A 14,363-nucleotide genomic window follows, 5' to 3' on the forward strand; every position below is an offset into this window, starting at 1 on the left:
GACAAATACGGAAAAAGGAATAAAATAGTTCATTAAAATGTGCGTAAAATCATCCATTTTTTAATAGCAGCAGGGGGGAATGTGAGAATGTCAATAAAGAAAAAACTACCATTGATTTTTACAATATTGGTCTTATGTATTTTAATTGCGAATAGTACAATCCACTATATACGATCTAAAAACGCGCTACTTGAATACAATGAAAGAGAAATAGCGTTGATTACTCAGGAAGTTTCTTATCAAGTAGAAAACGCAAAAGAGGGGTCATTATATGTAGAAAATATTATTGGAAGAGAGTTAAGAACGGCCGCTCTCGCCATAAAAAAATCGTTGCCACCGAATCATGAAGATGTAACAAATGAACAGTTGAGAACGCTTGCGGATGAGCTAATGGTATCTCATATCACATTATTGGCTCAAACCGAGGACGACATTGTCGGTGTGAAATCTTCTGATCCACATGAATTAAATATGTCAACGAAGGAATGGGGGTACTGGTATAAAGCCTTTCAGCAGCTCTTTGCTTTATCACCCGTCACCGCTCCAGAGGGCTTAGTGCTGCCTCATTATTGGTCTGGCCCCATTGAAGTTGCGGCAAGTAATCCTAATCATATAGATAAGAGGGGGTATTATTATGATGGATCTACCAATTATATTATCGACCCTTATTTACGTGATAGCCAAGTATTAGAGTATGAGAAACAATTTGGGCCAGGAGAAGTCATGGATCGTTTCAAAAGCGAACTTGATGGTGTACTGGAACTGACTGTCTTTAATCCGAAATACTTTGGTCAAGAAGAAAGAATTATTAATAAAAACGGAGAAAGCTTTATTCGTATCGCTGATCAACCCATTTGGTATGGAACGTATCAATACAATAATCAGCAAGTAGATACAAAGTTAGTTCAAAAAGCGATACAAACAGGAGAAACGCAAACGTATATTAAGGAAATAAATAATAAAAATATCCAGAAATCACTCGTTCCGATTGGAGTAAATACGGAGGAACCATACGTCATCGGCTTAACGTACGATTACAGCTTAATAGAGGAACAGCTGAAAGATGAACTGCTAAAGCATCTGTTACTCTCTGTTCTATTTATTTTAATTGCATTCGGAACGAGTTTTATGTTTTCTCGTTCTATTACAAAGCCGATTAGATATATCGTTGAACGGGTAAACGAGATTGCTGAGGGGAATTTTGGTAAAAATTTAGTCTTAAACCGTAAAGACGAACTCGGTCATCTCGCTCAAAATGTAAATGCACTGTCAAATTCTTTACAGACTTATGTCGCGGATTTAAAAAAGAGCCAGGAAGTGATTGAATTTCAAGCTTATCATGATCCGCTGACTGAGCTGCCTAACAGAAGATATTTTCAAGAAAAGCTGAACGAGATGATTGACAATGCGAAAAATACAGATGGCACGGTCGGCGTATTATTTCTTGATATAGACCGTTTTAAAGACGTGAATGATTCATTAGGACATGTGAGAGGGGATCAATTAATACAGCTTATTTCTAAGCGGATAACCGATTTTCTTTCCGAAGAAAACAGTGTTTTGACAAGACAGGGCGGCGATGAATTTGTTATTTTATTTTGCAACGTTGACTTAGAAGAAGTGAAGAGGATGGCAGGAAACATTGTAGCGGCTATTAAACAGCCTTATTTTATAGAAGGAAATGAAGTAAATGTAGGTGCGAGCTGTGGGATGAGTCTGTATCCTGAACATACGGAAGACCCAGAGGCACTTATGATCTGTGCAGATGTCGCAATGTATGCTGCGAAGAAACAAGGCGGCAATCAAGTGATCGTTTATAATGAAGAAATAAACAAAGTGACTAAAGAGAAGTTAGTGATTGAAGCAAGTTTGAGAAAAGCGATTGAACAAGGAGACGTTGAAGTTTATTACCAGCCGAAAATAAATGCCAGTGAAAATGTCATAACAGGAGTAGAAGCATTGCTAAGGTGGACAGACAGAGAACTCGGATTTGTATCACCGGAAGTATTTATATCGGTGGCAGAGGAAACGGGGTTGATCCATTCATTGTGGGAATTAGCGATGAAGCAAGCTTGCTCCCAAGTAAGTGAGTGGAATAAAAATCGATTGCAGCCACTTCAATTGGCCGTTAACTTTTCAGCCAAACAATTTCTTGATCCTGCTAGTATAGTCAAGAGAGTAAAAGAGATCCTTTCCGACTGTCAATTAGCACCGGAACATTTTGAAATAGAAATTACAGAAAGTACGTTACTTTACAATTTAGAAGAAACGATCAAAGCATTAAAAGAGATGCAGGAATACGGCATTTCCATTGCGATTGACGATTTTGGAACAGGCTATTCATCGTTAAGTTATTTAAAAACATTACCGATTGATTGTCTAAAGATCGATCGATCATTTATTCAAGACATTACGGAAGATTATAGCCAATCTGAAATAGCTGAAGCCATCATCAATTTGACCCGCAGTCTCAAGTTAAAGGTCATAGCAGAAGGTGTTGAGGAAGAATATCAAAAAGAATTTTTGTTGAAGAATGAATGTGATCACATGCAAGGCTATTTATTTAGTAAACCGCTTTGCAAAACGGATTTGGAACAATATCTTCGTGAGAACGATTTAAAATAAGTGCTGTCTAGCTCCTTCCTGAATGGCTTCTTATCTGTTGGATAACATAAGAAGATCATACAACAGTGAAGGAGTGTAGAAAATGACGTTAGTCCGTCTTGGTTACGCTGCTATGAGTATGATTGAAGCGAAACGAAAAGATGATGCTTTATTTGCATTAATGACGGATCTGAATCAGGAATCAGGAATCAGGAATAGCGATCCGATCAAATTCGCTGACGAGCTTCCGTAAACTGTTTGTCAGCCATTCACCGGACATTGGCGATCCATGCCCGGTGGTAGCGATAGATGGTTGTAATGTTTCTAATTTTTTAACGGATTCCCATGCTTCTGGCCAATCTGTCGTGAAATATCGTGGCGGCCCATTTATTTCCTGTTTCTGTGTGATCACGTTATAGAGCGAATCTTACTTAACTGTCACAAACGCATCACCTGCTAGTAACAAACGGTCCACTTGCCGGAACAAAGAGATATGTCCGGGTGTATGTCCTGGTGTGTGTACCCATCAAAGAGCGCATGTCCATACCTTTCTCTTCCTTACGAGTTTTTTGATCCGGTTGTTACGGAAAGGCAAACGTCTGCTAAGCTTCCTTAGTTTGTTATTTATTTATCCTTCATCATGATCATGTATGTGTCTTATCTTGCCTTTTCCTCCGTGTGCTTATTCAGCTCAAGATGGAACACGTCACCGTAAAAATGATGTTTATCTCTTTTTGTCGGGGGAATACTCTTTGTGGACAGGATTATAAAAGAATGGAGAGGGATACATGATGGCGAAAGATAAATTTGAACGAATGGATGAACAGACACCGCCGCAGACGCAAAGTCAGCAGCCTGGTATTGAATCAGAAATGACACCGGCGCCGATTTATGATGATCAGGAGTATGAAGGATCCGGTAAATTAGCCGGTAAAGTCGCGCTCATTACAGGCGGAGACAGCGGGATCGGTCGTGCGGTCGCGGTTGCCTATGCGAAAGAAGGCGCAAATGTTGCGATTGCGTACTTAAATGAAGACGGTGATGCAGAGAAAACAGTGAAGTTAATTGAGTCATACGGCGTCAAAGCATTGAAAGCGGCGACGGATATAAGTGATGTCGAGAACTGCAAAAAGCTGGTCCAGCAAGTAGTTTCCGAGTTTGGCGGATTAAATATTCTCGTGAATAATGCGGGCAAACAGTTCCCGACAAAAGATTTTTTAGCCATTACACCAGAGCAGCTGCGTGAAACATTTGAAACAAATATTTTCTCGATGTTTTATTTGACGCAGGCTGCACTAAAACATATGAAAAAGGGAGATGCGATCGTGAACACGTCCTCTGTGACAGCGTATCGCGGTTCACCTGAATTAATTGATTATTCAGCGACAAAAGGGGCGATTACATCTTTTACGCGTTCCCTTGCAGCGAACCTCGCCGCTCAAGGCATTCGTGTCAACGCTGTAGCACCGGGCCCAATCTGGACGCCGCTTATTCCAGCGACATTCGATGAAAAAAAGGTGGCAGAGCACGGGGCGGATACGCCGATGGGACGCCGTGGCCAGCCGTCTGAAAATGCACCGGCGTATGTGTACTTGGCATCAAACGATTCCACATACGTCACCGGTCAAACGATGCATATTAATGGCGGCGACTTTATTACTTCATAAAAGGAAGGTGCCCGCATTACATTATATAAGATAAAAGAAAAGGAAAGATAAAAGCCGACATCGTCCGCTTTTATCTTTCCTTTTTATTTAAATTTGTAATCTTCCGGTAGTTCTTGCTTAATGGTTATGTTCATTACTACTATCTCCTCATTCATATAGCTATATTTTTTCTAGTTACCCGTATTTTATCAAATTTGTTTCATGCTTTGTTCGTATAACAGCAATCCCACCAGCGTTATGATGACGGGATTGGTTTAAATTAAAATTCTAACTTCTCCTGTTGAAGAGTCCGTTTTTTCATCTGTTTAAACCGCAGCTTTCGCTGGTAATGAAAAATAGTCATTAAAACAATACATTCAGAAATGGGAATTGCCAGCCAGACGCCAGTTAAACCGAACAGTGGGGGCAATACATGCAGCAATGTCAGCATAATGATAATTTCACGCGCGGCCGTAATCCAGATCGCCATCCGTACGTGACCGACCGATTGATAGTATGTCATCATGACGAAATTGATGCCCATAAACAAGTACGCAATGAAAAATAATTGAATGCCGCTCGTCGCAAGTTCCGTAACAGCGGCCGGAAAATCCCCGAAAATCGAGACGATCGTTCGTGCTGCGAACTGTCCGATGAGGAAGAAAAGGAAACCGGTACCCATCGTAATCCAGACAGCAATTCGAACCGTTTCTTTCTTTCGTTCTTCGTTTCTTGCCCCATGATAATAGCTAATGAGCGGTTGAATTGCAGACCCCATGCCGAGAAACATCATCAGCATGACGCTATGAACATAATTTAAAATCGAAAAGGCAGCGACACCACTTGTTCCAGCCATTTTTTCCAAAATGATATTATGTGAAATCGTGAAAACAGACACGCCGATTTCAGCGAGAAAGCTTGGAAACCCGATGGCGACCATCATGAAAAACAGCCGCTTTTTAAATGAAAACCGGACAAGTTTTAAATTGCTTTTTGGACTGAAAAAATGTGTGGATAACACAAGAATAGCTGTAGCACCTGCAAGGACAGTCGCTGTTGCCGCACCAGCAACACCGTAATCAAGCACATATAAAAACAAATAGTTAAGCGCAATGTTCGCAACGGCTGCAATAACGAGAGCGGCCATTGATACGTTCGGTGCACCGTCATTCCGGATAAACACGCTAAACACGCTTTCAATTGTAAAGACGAATCCAAACAAAAGAAGCACCGTCATATAGTCAGAAACATAAGGATACGTTTGTGTGTTGGCACCGAGTGCGTAGGCGAGCGGTTCACGGAAAAAATAGGCAGCGATGCCGATGAAAAGGGTCACACCAAAAATAAAGACGAGTGACTGGGTGAAAATCGCTCGCGCCTGTTCTGTTTTTTTCGCACCCATCGCAATCGAATATCGCGTAGCTGCGCCGACACCAATCCAGAGTGAGATGGCAATGAAAATCGTGTAAACAGGTCCAGCAATCCCAACACCAGCAAGCGCTTCAGCTCCTAACCGGTTGCCAACCATAATACCATCGACGACGACATTGACAGCCATTAAGAGCATACCGACCATAGAAGGGATTAAATAACGAATAAACATACGGCTAACTGGCTGGTTGTCTAACATTTCGAGCGTGCTTTGATGGGAACTCATTTTTTTCTCTCCTTTTGAGAATAAAAAAACTGTTTTTGTTTTTTTAGTTTTTCAAAGCGAAGGAGGGCAGTCTGATTTTATATAACCAGACTGTTCCAGTTTACATATCTTCTTTTTTGACGAGACCGAACAAAATAATATCTACGATTGAATTTAGTGCTTCTGTGACCGTGATGCTATTTTCTTGGAAAAAGCGCCGGTCGAGTGTAGCATTCGTAGCGTCGATGATCAACTTCATAATGAGCGGGACATTGGTATGAACGATAAGTCCTTCCTGAATTGCCTGTTCAATGAGTGCACGCAAATCATCCCATTGGTTGAGCGCAGTGTACATTTTTTCCCACTGAGCGGGGTAGTAGCGCTTCATTTGATCTAAAATACGCAGATCATAAAATTCATTGTACGAAGGGACGACCGCGATCGTCTGTTTAATTTTTTCAAGCAATGTGAGAGTAGGATTTTCAATGATCCGGTCGGTACGCTCATCAAATTCAGCGAGTGTCGAGTCGATGATCGCATCTAAAATATCGACTTTGGATGAAAAGTGCTCATATAATGTCCGTTTACTAATGCCAAGCCGTTTTGCAAGATCATCCATCGTAAATTTCATGCTCTTGTCGTGAATCTCTTCGATGAATGCCTTCATAATGCGGTTTTTCACGTATCAATCCCCCATATAAAACTAGTGAAACAAAAATAGTTTTTTAAGTTCTAAGTTTATTATATACGCAAGAAAAAAGAAGTTCAAATTTTAGATAATTATCTATCCGAATAGAGCACAATTTGCTAAAATAGTCAGATGTGTCAAAAAAGGATCTAGAAAGAAAGTGAGGATTATATACATGACCGGTGATCAGCGGAGAAAAATGATTATTTTAATGATCAATATGTTTATTGCGATTGGAAGCTTCGGCATTATTATTCCGATATTGCCGGCTTATTTGGAATCGATTAATGAAGGCGGGATGGCCGCTGGGCTCATGATCGCCATTTTTGCGGGAGCACAGCTTGTCTTTTCACCGATTGCCGGAAAGTGGGCGGATGATTACGGCCGCCGGAAAATGATTATTTTCGGATTGACCGGTTTGTCTTTATCTATGTTTGTTTTTTATGCGTTTGATTCAATCTGGATGCTATATGCATCACGTGTCATCGGCGGTATCGGAGCGGCCTTTTTAGTCCCAGCGATTTTTGCATACGTCGCAGACATTACCACATTTGATCAACGTGCGAAAGGCAATAGTTTAATTTCGGCTGCAATGTCATTTGGCATTGTAGTTGGCCCTGGCATCGGTGGATTTTTAGCTGATTTCGGATTGAAAATGCCGTTTTTGATTTCAGCTGTCATCGCGCTTGTGGCGGTACTGTTTTCCGTTTTCATGTTAAAAGAACCGGACCGTCAGCCGCAGCCGGTCATCGCTGCCCCCCCAGTGAGCGAATCGATGGCGAAAAAAATAGCTCGTTCGGTGAAAATGCCGTATTTCATTCCACTCGTTATTACGCTCGTGATGAGCTTCGGTTTGATGGCGTATGAATCGGTACTCGGCTTGTTTGTCGATGATGAATTCGGTGCGTCTCCACAAGATATTGCGCTTATGGTGACATCAACCGGGATCGTCAGCGTGATTGTGCAGCTGTTTATCGTTGATCGCCTCGTCACCCATTTTGGTGAAGGAATAGTGTTGAATATCTTTTTAGCGGTCGCCGTATGCGGGTTTTTATTGTCTGTTTTGGCGAACAGTTACATTTTATTTTTTGGTATCTCCTTGCTTATCTTCCTTGCGACATCGATTTTGCGGCCGGTGTTAAACACACTTATTTCAAAACTAGCCGGCGACGAGCAAGGATTTGCGATGGGGATGAACAACATGTACATGAGCATTGGCAATGTGCTCGGTCCAACGTGTGCAGGTCTATTGTATGACATAAACATTATTTATCCATTTATATTAGGGTTAATTTTGCTAGTAGCGACATTGCTTATTACGATCGTCTGGCAAAAAAGAGCAATGAAACAAAACGTGCTGTCTTCTTAATAGAAGGCAGTTTTTTTATGGAAGGAAATGAAAGGAAGACGACATGCAAGTTAACAACTAGTTTGAAATTTTTAAAGCGCTTCCATTGACTTTTTGAACTGTATAAAATAAAATTACAGTATGCTTTATCGAAAAAAGGGGGAAAATGTCGATGAATAGTGATTTTACCATTGCTGTCCATAGCTTAGTGTATTTAGCTAATTTGCCCGAGTATATGGCGAGCAGTGAAGCGATTGCTCATAATGTGACGACAAACCCTGCGCGTATTCGGAAAGTGATGAGTATCCTTCGAAAAAAAGGATTTGTCAAAACAAAAGAAGGAATGCGTGGCGGGTATTTGCTCAGCTGCGATCCAGAGAACATTACATTGGCAGACGTGTATCATACGGTTTCATATGGCACCCTCCAGCCTAATTGGTGTACAGGCGACCCGGATGATACGTGTCCAATATCGTCTAACACGCAAGTCGTGATGGACCATATTTTCAATAAAGCCGAAGATTATTATGAATTATACTTAAGCCAGTTTACGGTAGCCTCCGTATTGGACAAAATAAAAACGCACAGTTAAACGATTCATAAAGGGGTGGGATGAAATGGAAAACAACATGCAGTTTCAAGTAGGAGACTGGGTACAAGGCGAAACGTGGGACAAACAGAGAATCTACGGATATGTCGTAAAAATAGAAGACCCAGAAGATATTATGAAAGTATATATCGTTGATTCAGTCAATAAAGAGCTCATCGGACGGATGATTCACGTGTTGTCGAAGTCGATTGAAAAAGTGCCGGATACCGTTGCAACAGAAGAAGCGGTGCTTGAGCAGCTTATTGACATGGCGTTATTGACGAAAGATGAAGAGTGGTTTGAACGACTAATCGCGCAGCTTAAAGTCGTAAAAAAACAGTATATTTAAACGACAGGGGACCCATCTATGAAAGAAAAATATGCGCCGTTATTTAAAAATTTTACGTTTAAAAGTGGCGTCGAACTTCATAACCGCATCGTTATGGCACCGATGACGAACTGTTCCGCTAATGGAGACGGCACCGTGTCAGATGCAGAACTTGCCTATTACGCACGCCGCTCGAGTGGTGTTGGAATGGTTATTACTGCCTGTACGTATGTGACACCGAACGGGAAAGGCTTCCCTGGTGAATTTGGCGGTGACCGTGACGAGATGATACCAAGTCTTAGTCGTCTGGCTAAAGCGATTAAAGGTGAAGGGGCCAAAGCGATTTTGCAGATTTTTCATGGTGGACGAATGGTGCCTGCGAGTCTAGTTGATGGAGATGTCGTCAGTGCAAGTACTGTACCAGCAGCAGGAAACCCAATACCACGTGAATTGTCTGCTGCAGAAGTAGACGCGATTGTAAAAGCATTTGGTGAAACAACGAGACGTGCCGTTGAATCGGGCTTTGATGGCGTGGAAATTCACGGCGCAAACGGATACTTAATTCAGCAATTCTTTTCACCACAAACCAATCGCCGTACTGACAAATGGGGCGAACGCCTGGCATTCCCGCTTGCAGTTGTCGATGAAGTAAAAAAAGTGGTTTCAGAACATGCGAAAGCATCATTTGCGGTCGGCTACCGTTTTTCTCCAGAAGAGCCGGAAACACCGGGCATTACGATGGCTGACACATTGGAACTTATTGATGCATTAAAAGAAAAAAACCTTGATTATTTACACGTATCACTGGGTGAATTCTGGTCGGTGCCAAGACGCGGCGTTGATGACTCCCGTACACGCCTTGAAATCATTCGAGAGCGTGCCGATGACAGTGTGCCAGTGATTGGCGTCGGCTCGATCTATACAGCGGATGATGCGCTCCAAGCATTATCAACAGGTGTGCCGCTTATTGCGATCGGTCGTGGCTTAATCATTGAACCGGATTGGCTTCAAAAGATTGAAAATGGCCAAGAAGATCAGATTGTCACAAAAATCGACAAAAATAATCAAGACCAACTCGTCATACCGAATCCGCTCTGGAATATGATTGTCAATACACCAGGCTGGTTCCCAGGCGTTTAACAATCGGCAGTTATTAAATAAAACAGTCTGGATAATTCCAGGCTGTTTTTCTGTATAATAAGAAAGAACGATCATGACAAAATAATCGAGGTAACGAATGAACAAACAATCATTTAACGACTTTTCGTTAAGCAGTGACATTAAACGAGCGCTTAAGGAGCTAGGCTATGCGGAACCGACAGACGTGCAGGCCGCAGTTATTCCGGCGGCGCTTGAGCAGAAAGATGTCGTCGTGAAATCGCAGACAGGGAGCGGCAAGACGGCGTCATTTGGCATTCCGCTTTGTGAGCTTGTGGACTGGGAAGAAAATAAACCGCAGGCACTTGTGCTGACACCGACGCGCGAGCTTGCAGCGCAAGTAAAGGAAGATATCACGAACATTGGCCGCTTTAAGCGGATTAAAGCGACAGCTGTGTACGGCAAGCAGCCATTTGCTAGACAAAAATTAGAATTAAAGCAAAAAACACACGTTGTCGTTGGCACACCAGGTCGTGTACTTGACCACATTGAAAAAGAGACGCTAGTGACTGAAAAAATTCAATATTTGATCATTGATGAAGCGGATGAAATGCTCAATATGGGCTTTATCGATCAAGTGTCAGCAATTATTGAAAAATTGCCTTTAGAACGTGTGACGATGCTGTTTTCGGCGACGTTGCCGGAAGATATTGAATCACTTTGTCACCGCTATATGAAGAACCCGGAAGAAATCGAAATGCAAGCAGCTGGTTTAACGACAGAGAACATTGAACATGCAGTGATCACGGTGAACGAAGAAGAGAAGTTTTCCTTGTTAAAAGACATTTCTGTTGTGGAAAATCCGGATAGTTGCATGTTGTTTTGCCGGACGAAGGAGCGTGTGGAGACGTTGTTTGATGCGCTCGATGAATCCGGATATTCATGCGGCATGCTTCATGGGGGAATGGTGCAGGAAGATCGGTTTGACGTGATGAATCAATTTAAACGGGGTGAGTTCCGCTATTTTGCGGCGACGGATGTGGCGGCGAGAGGGATTGATATTGACAATGTTTCGCTCGTTGTCAATTACGATGTGCCACTTGAAAAGGAAAGTTACGTTCATCGGACGGGGCGGACAGGGCGAGCAGGCAATGTAGGAAAAGCGATTACGTTTGCGACGCCGCATGAAGGGAAGTTTCTGACGGAAATCGAGTCATATATCGGATTTGAGATACCAAAAGCCGATCGTCCGTCGAAAGAAGAAGTGGCGGCAGGGCAGGCTGCATTTCATGAAAAAAGAAATGCGCGTCCAACGTTGAAAAAGGAGAAAAGCCGTGAACTGAATAAAGATATTATGAAGCTGTACTTTAACGGAGGCAAGAAAAAGAAAATCCGAGCTGTTGATTTTGTCGGGACGATTGCGAATATCCCGGGTGTGACAGCAGACGATATCGGGATTATTACGATTCAAGATAATGTGTCATATGTTGAGATGCTGAACGGAAAAGGCCCAGTCGTGTTGAAAGCAATGAAAACGACGACAGTCAAAGGGAAACAATTGAAAGTACAGAAAGCGAGAGTTGAATAAGCAGGAAGATAAAAAGCTTTTGGCTGCAGCCAAAAGCTTTTTATTGTATGTATTAACAGAAAATTGTTTATATTTGCTATTGACAAGAAAATTGTTATAGAGTTAAAATGTTTCGTAAGGGCAACTCTTTAATGTGAGTGCATATAACATGTATATACGAAACAAAAATACATCTGCTCTTTTTTAAACTAAAAGTTGCCTTAGGGAAAAATTTTAGATAGAGAGAAATTATGATTTGAAGGGAGATGATGAGAATGAAGCCGGTACTTCATGTGTCAAACTTATTTGTTTCTTATCATGGGAATGATGCGATTCGCGATGTCAACTTTTCCGTTAAACCAGGAAAACTAGTCGGGATCATTGGACCAAATGGAGCGGGAAAGTCAACATTATTAAAAGCGCTGTTGAATTTGATTCCAAGAGATAAAGGAGAGGTTTTATTTCATGGGAAATCATTTGCGGATATAAGAAAGTCCGTTGCTTATCTCCCGCAAAGAAGTCAGATTGACTGGGATTTTCCAATCAACGTTTTAGACACGGTCATAATTGGTACATATCCGGGTCTGGGCTTTTTTAAAAAACCTCGTAAAAAAGAAAAAGAATGGGCACTTCAATGTTTAAAAGAAGTCGGAATGGATGGTTTCAGTAAGCGGCAAATTGGTGAACTCTCAGGTGGTCAGCAGCAACGTGTATTTTTAGCAAGAGCGCTTGCTCAAAAGGCTGACATCTTTTTTCTTGATGAGCCATTTGTCGGGGTGGATGTTTTAAGTGAGGAAACAATTATTCGTATTTTGAAGAAACTCACGAGTATGGGGAAAACCATTTTCGTCGTTCATCATGACTTAAGCAAAGCAAATGAGTATTTTGACCAACTTCTTTTATTAAATAAAGAACTCATTCAATTTGGTGATGCGAACATTGTTTTTCAAAAGGACATTTTAGCTAGAGCCTATTCCGGTCAGTTTTCATTTCTCGAGGAGATGGGGGTGAACGCGTAATGTCATTCATTGACGCAGTTATTCAATACGAGTTTTTACAAAAAGCGTTATTGACGTCTACAATGGTGGGGATTATTTGTGGGGTCATTGGCTGTTTCATCATATTAAGAGGAATGGCCCTGATGGGAGATGCCATTTCGCATGCTGTTCTTCCAGGGGTGGCCATTGCGTATATGCTCGGGGTCAATTTCTTTATCGGAGCAGTCATTTCAGGCGTCGTAACAGCTATGGGTATTGGCTTTGTCAGTCAAAATAGCCGGATTAAAAATGATATCTCGATAGGTATCATGTTTACCGCAGCTTTTGCTTTAGGTATTATTTTGATCACATTTATGAAAAGCAGTACGGATCTTTACCATATCTTGTTTGGGAACGTTTTAGCTGTCCGGCCGTCGGATATGTGGATCACGCTTGGTATAGGAATTTTTGTTTTATTATCCGTCTATTTATTTTATAAAGAATTGCTTGTGTCGTCATTTGATTCGACAATGGCACAGGCGTATGGATTGCCGACAAAGTGGATTCATTATTTTTTAATGACATTGCTGACGATGGTGACAGTAGCCTCTTTGCAGACAGTCGGCATCATTCTTGTTGTCGCTATGCTGATTACACCGGCTGCGACAGCCTATTTACTAACGGATCGATTATGGATCATGATTTATTTGTCCGCTGTTTTTGGTGTCATTGCATCCATTGTAGGATTGTATTTTAGTTTCACTTATAATTTAGCTTCAGGCGCGACAATCGTACTTGTTTCTACTGTACTTTTCTTATTGGCCTTTTTCTTTTCGCCAAAACAAGGAATTTTGTGGCGTGCGATAAAATCAAGAAACAAAAAAATGTCACTTTCGTAAAAGTGTGGAGGAGAAAAAAATGCATCATTATTTAAAGCTAAAGCTGGCACTTATCAGTTTAATGGCTATTGTTCTTATGGCAGGCTGCAGCGAAGAAAAGCAAGGCAGCTCAGAAACAAAAGAAGAAAAATTACAAGTTGTCACAACGTATTCCATTCTATACGACATTGTTAAAAACGTGGGCGGCGATCGAGTAGAAATACATAGCCTAGCCCCAGTAGGATCAAATCCGCATGAATACGATCCGCTGCCGGTAGACATTCAAAAAGCAACGGATGCAGATGTTATTTTCTATAACGGCTTAAATTTAGAAGCAGGTAATTCGTGGTTTGAAAAAATGCTTGAAACGGCAGGAAAAGCAAGTGAAGATGCACCGGTTTATCGTATGAGCGAAGGAGTCGAGGCAAAACATTTAACAACGAAAGGAAAAGAAGAAGAAGAAGACCCTCATGCATGGCTTGATATCCGAAATGGCATCAAATATGCAGAAAATGCACGGGATGGTTTGATCGAAGTAGATCCTGAACATGCGGCAGTTTATGAAGAAAATGCGAAAGTGTATATAAAACAATTACAAGAACTTCACGAGCAGGCAGTGGCTGATTTTAATAAAGTCCCAGAGGAAAAGCGCTTCATTGTCACAAGTGAAGGGGCTTTTAAATACTTCAGTGCGGCATACAACTTCCAGGCAGGATACATTTGGGAGATCAATTCAGAAAATCAAGGAACACCTGAACAGGTAACGAAAATAGTGGAATTAATCAAAGCTAAAAAGCCTTCTACTTTATTTGTTGAAACAAGTATTGACCCACGCAGTATGGAAATGGTTTCATCGGAAACAGGAGTGCCCATTGGGGGAACGTTATATACTGATTCTTTAGGAAAACCAGGAGAAGATGGCGATACGTATATTAAGATGATGAAATCGAATATTAAGGTCATTCTTGAAAACTTATAAAAAAAAGAAAACGGTTGTCTCTTTC

The 14,363-nt window shown here is 41.5% G+C and carries 13 protein-coding genes and 1 pseudogene; 11 read left to right on the plus strand and 3 right to left on the minus strand.

Translation table 11 applies throughout. The annotated features are described in order from the left end of the window. Positions 1–87 precede the first annotated feature (87 nt). Both AWH49_RS09705 and AWH49_RS19995 read left to right on the plus strand, forming a co-directional pair. Complete coding sequence (locus AWH49_RS09705; RefSeq protein ID WP_063965531.1) at positions 88–2,625, plus strand: bifunctional diguanylate cyclase/phosphodiesterase; 2,538 nt, start codon at positions 88–90, stop codon at positions 2,623–2,625. 82 nt (positions 2,626–2,707) lie between these two features. Then, complete coding sequence (locus tag AWH49_RS19995) at positions 2,708–2,857, plus strand: hypothetical protein (protein ID WP_157723702.1); 150 nt, start codon at positions 2,708–2,710, stop codon at positions 2,855–2,857. Here AWH49_RS19995 and AWH49_RS20345 read toward each other — a convergent pair. Next, positions 2,807–3,130: pseudogene (locus AWH49_RS20345) on the minus strand (MBL fold metallo-hydrolase); the annotation flags it as partial. The gene AWH49_RS19995 and the pseudogene AWH49_RS20345 overlap by 51 nt on opposite strands. A 265-nt stretch (positions 3,131–3,395) precedes the next feature. On the opposite strand from AWH49_RS20345, the gene AWH49_RS09710 reads away from it, so the two are divergent. Next, complete coding sequence (locus tag AWH49_RS09710; protein WP_063965553.1) at positions 3,396–4,271, plus strand: SDR family oxidoreductase; 876 nt, start codon at positions 3,396–3,398, stop codon at positions 4,269–4,271. Between the two features lie 259 nt (positions 4,272–4,530). Here AWH49_RS09710 and AWH49_RS09715 read toward each other — a convergent pair whose 3' ends face one another. Continuing rightward, on the minus strand, positions 4,531–5,907 hold the full coding sequence (locus AWH49_RS09715) for an MATE family efflux transporter (protein WP_063965532.1): 1,377 nt from the start codon (positions 5,905–5,907) through the stop codon (positions 4,531–4,533). Positions 5,908–6,007: 100 nt separating this feature from the next. Next, on the minus strand, positions 6,008–6,568 hold the full coding sequence (locus tag AWH49_RS09720) for a TetR/AcrR family transcriptional regulator (RefSeq protein ID WP_018393495.1): 561 nt from the start codon (positions 6,566–6,568) through the stop codon (positions 6,008–6,010). Between the two features lie 181 nt (positions 6,569–6,749). Here AWH49_RS09720 and AWH49_RS09725 point away from each other — a divergent pair, with 181 nt between their 5' ends. From AWH49_RS09725 to AWH49_RS09760, 8 genes are all read left to right on the plus strand, one after another. Next, positions 6,750–7,943 (plus strand): MFS transporter, encoded by a 1,194-nt coding sequence (locus AWH49_RS09725; RefSeq protein ID WP_063965533.1) that lies wholly within the window; start codon positions 6,750–6,752, stop codon positions 7,941–7,943. A 151-nt stretch (positions 7,944–8,094) separates the two neighbouring features. Continuing rightward, the gene (locus AWH49_RS09730; protein ID WP_018393493.1) at positions 8,095–8,514 is read left to right on the plus strand and encodes an Rrf2 family transcriptional regulator; all 420 of its coding nucleotides are present in this window, start codon (positions 8,095–8,097) and stop codon (positions 8,512–8,514) included. A 25-nt stretch (positions 8,515–8,539) separates the two neighbouring features. After that, a complete protein-coding gene (locus tag AWH49_RS09735) occupies positions 8,540–8,860 on the plus strand; it encodes an IDEAL domain-containing protein (protein ID WP_034290303.1) in 321 nt (106 codons plus the stop codon). An 18-nt stretch (positions 8,861–8,878) separates the two neighbouring features. Continuing rightward, on the plus strand, positions 8,879–9,979 hold the full coding sequence (locus AWH49_RS09740) for an NADH-dependent flavin oxidoreductase (protein ID WP_063965534.1): 1,101 nt from the start codon (positions 8,879–8,881) through the stop codon (positions 9,977–9,979). 97 nt (positions 9,980–10,076) lie between these two features. Then, positions 10,077–11,525 carry a DEAD/DEAH box helicase gene (locus AWH49_RS09745; RefSeq protein ID WP_034290307.1) on the plus strand — a complete coding sequence of 483 codons (1,449 nt, stop codon included), beginning with the start codon at positions 10,077–10,079 and terminating at the stop codon, positions 11,523–11,525. Between the two features lie 254 nt (positions 11,526–11,779). Then, entirely contained in the window at positions 11,780–12,523 is a 744-nt protein-coding gene (locus tag AWH49_RS09750) for a metal ABC transporter ATP-binding protein (protein ID WP_063965535.1), read from the plus strand. Then, positions 12,523–13,380: a metal ABC transporter permease gene (locus tag AWH49_RS09755; RefSeq protein ID WP_034290309.1), complete on the plus strand. Its 858-nt coding sequence runs from the start codon at positions 12,523–12,525 to the stop codon at positions 13,378–13,380. Before AWH49_RS09750 ends, AWH49_RS09755 begins: the two co-directional genes overlap by 1 nt. 19 nt (positions 13,381–13,399) lie before the next feature. Further along, positions 13,400–14,338, plus strand: coding sequence for a metal ABC transporter substrate-binding protein (locus tag AWH49_RS09760; RefSeq protein ID WP_063965536.1), 939 nt, complete (start codon positions 13,400–13,402; stop codon positions 14,336–14,338). Positions 14,339–14,363 lie beyond the last annotated feature (25 nt).

The organism is Domibacillus aminovorans, from assembly GCF_001643235.1.
Taxonomy (GTDB): Bacteria; Bacillota; Bacilli; order Bacillales; family Domibacillaceae; genus Domibacillus; species Domibacillus aminovorans.